This window comes from Holdemanella biformis DSM 3989 (assembly GCF_000156655.1).
In the GTDB taxonomy this organism is placed as follows: domain Bacteria; phylum Bacillota_I; class Bacilli_A; order Erysipelotrichales; family Erysipelotrichaceae; genus Holdemanella; species Holdemanella biformis.
Genome location: NZ_DS996869.1, coordinates 1 through 2,079, shown reverse-complemented (window position 1 = coordinate 2,079; position 2,079 = coordinate 1). Strand labels below are relative to the sequence as shown.

The following is a 2,079-nucleotide window of genomic DNA, read 5'->3' as shown; positions in this document are numbered from 1 at the left end:
GGTCAAAAGAAAAATTTATTCCCACCTTTAAGTTGGAATAACCTTTACATTAAATTTTATTTTAGGTGTAGCATTTACTAGTACCAAACAGTTTGATACTTCCGTAATTCCTTCTTTTTTTAGGAAGGTGTTATTTATGTCTCATTTTAAACATTTGGTTCTTGAGGACCGTATTACTATTCAGTCTGATTTACATGATGGCTTGTCTTTCAAAAAGATTGCTTCTCATATAAATCATGATTGCACTACAGTTTCTAGTGAAATTCGTAATCATCTTACTGTCGTTGATGATATGTGGCCTACAAATCGTAAGCACAATCGCTGTGTCCATTATGTTGACTGTAAGAAACGCCATGTTTGTAACTTTTGCCAGTCTATAAAAAACAATCTGTGTAAATACTGTGATCAGGTGACTTGTTCTAAAAGTTGCCCTGACTACAAGGAAAAAGTGTGCGATAGACTTTCGAAAGCTCCTTATGTATGTAATGGTTGTGATTCAACACGTAGATGTCCTCTTCAAAAAAAGTTCTATGATGCCAAGGAAGCACAGCTTGATTATGAACGTACTCTTAGCGATTCCCGTTCAGGTGTAATGATCACTGACGATGAGCTTGCTGAACTGGACAACCTAATCAGTCCTTTAATCAAAAATGGTCAGTCCATTTATCACATTACTATCAATAATTCTGATCAAATCAACTGGTCCTCCAAAACACTCTATACGTACATCAATAAAGGATTGTTACAGGCCAAACCAATTGATATGCCTAGAGCTGTTCGTAGAAAGCCTAAAAAGAATAAATCTATTAATCATAAAGTAGATTCAAAATGTAGGCAAGGTCGTAATTTCGATGATTATCACGCATATATGAAAGAACACCCTGATTCTATAGTTTGTCAGATTGATACAGTTGAAGGTAAAAAAGGTGGAAAATGCATTCTTACTTTGTGCTTCGTAACGCTTAAATTCCAGTTTGGAATTCTTAGAGAACACAACGATTCCCGCAGTGTTACACAAGCTTTCCAATACCTTTATTCGATCATGGATCATAATTTATTCCATCTTCTGTTTGATGTCATTCTGACTGATAACGGAACTGAATTCAGTAATCCAACCGCTATTGAATCACTAGACGACAATGGTATCCATCCTCATGTATTCTATTGCGAGCCAAACCGCTCAGATCAGAAAGGATCTTGTGAAAACGACCATTCAAACTTTCGTAGAATTGTACCTAAAGGTACGAATATGGATCCATATACACAAGAGCTGATTGATCTGATTTTTAGCCATGTCAACTCATTCAGTCGAACTTCTTTAAACGGACATACTCCTTATGAATCTTTTAGATTTCTGTATGGACAGGACATCCTTGATTTATGGCATATTCGCTATATCAAACCTAACGATGTCATTTTAAAGCCGTTTCTGGTAAACCAATTTTTCAAGAATGAAGGTGAGTGCCATGATGATGTACACTAGAAGATCAGAAGCCCTTCTCCACTTTTTACACCAGAACGACAATTACGATGATCCATTCAATGTAAAGATTTTTATTTTTATACAGGCATTCGATTATCGGACGAAACAAAACTTTGATCTGTACATCATTCGTCAAAATCCTGACGGCAGCCTATACTGCCTAGTTGACGCTTATGAAGACCGGAATTATCTTCTGCTCCAGTCTTTCAGCCCTGATTGCCTGGACGGAGTTTCCATGTGGTTCAAAGTTTATAAAAAGAATCAGCGCCCTACACTTTTTGAAAAAGGCGATCAGCTTTATCGAATGAAAAACCATATAAAGTAAGGAAGTAAATCATGTAGATTTTTCCCATTACGGATAAACTGTTTGGATAACACAACAGGGATGGGATTTACCAATTCAAAAAAAATCAGTATTTCACCCCAACCTTTCCTATACTCTTTTTTCGTGTAAAAATCCATATTCAATGATATTTTATACTTAATTCACAAAAAAAAACACAAAAAAATGAGGTCAAATTTAGTGAATTTGGAATTACTAAATTCAACCTCGTAGTATTTACTATTTCTCAATGGGATTTAGTTTTACAATTGAG

The 2,079-nt window shown here is 35.4% G+C and carries 2 protein-coding genes; both read left to right on the top strand.

What is annotated here, in order from left to right; translation table 11 throughout:
* The first annotated feature begins 136 nt into the window (after positions 1–136).
* Positions 137–1,483, top strand: coding sequence for an IS30 family transposase (locus tag EUBIFOR_RS11935; RefSeq protein WP_003866334.1), 1,347 nt, complete (start codon positions 137–139; stop codon positions 1,481–1,483).
* Complete coding sequence (locus EUBIFOR_RS11930) at positions 1,467–1,808, top strand: hypothetical protein (RefSeq protein WP_003866333.1); 342 nt, start codon at positions 1,467–1,469, stop codon at positions 1,806–1,808. The genes EUBIFOR_RS11935 and EUBIFOR_RS11930 overlap by 17 nt, the downstream gene beginning before the upstream one ends.
* The last annotated feature ends 271 nt before the right edge of the window (positions 1,809–2,079 follow it).